Raw genomic sequence first — 375 nt, forward strand, 5'->3', positions numbered from 1 at the left:
TTCGGAAATCTTCGGATCAAAGCTTACTTACAGCTCCCCGAAGCATATCGGCGTTAGTCCCGTCCTTCATCGACTCCTAGTGTCAAGGCATCCACCGTGCGCCCTTTCTAACTTAACCAAACTAAAAATTAAAAAATATGAGCTACACTGTTATCTAGTTTTCAAAGAACATACATTTATATATGAGAGATAGTTCTCTCAAAACTGAACAAAACGAAACACGGAAACTTTATTGATGAACAGCGTTCATCAATTCTCCATAGAAAGGAGGTGATCCAGCCGCACCTTCCGATACGGCTACCTTGTTACGACTTCACCCCAATCATCTGTCCCACCTTAGGCGGCTGGCTCCAAAAAGGTTACCCCACCGACTTC

Annotated in this window: 2 rRNA genes; both read right to left on the reverse strand. The window is 43.7% G+C overall.

The features are described from left to right. Positions 1-118 (reverse strand): 23S ribosomal RNA (locus AU379_RS23585); the annotation flags it as partial. A 145-nt stretch (positions 119-263) separates the two neighbouring features. Then, a 16S ribosomal RNA gene (locus AU379_RS23590) occupies positions 264-375 on the reverse strand; the annotation flags it as partial.

Source organism: Bacillus sp. JH7, assembly GCF_001563515.1.
Lineage (GTDB): Bacteria > Bacillota > Bacilli > Bacillales > Bacillaceae_G > Bacillus_A > Bacillus_A cereus.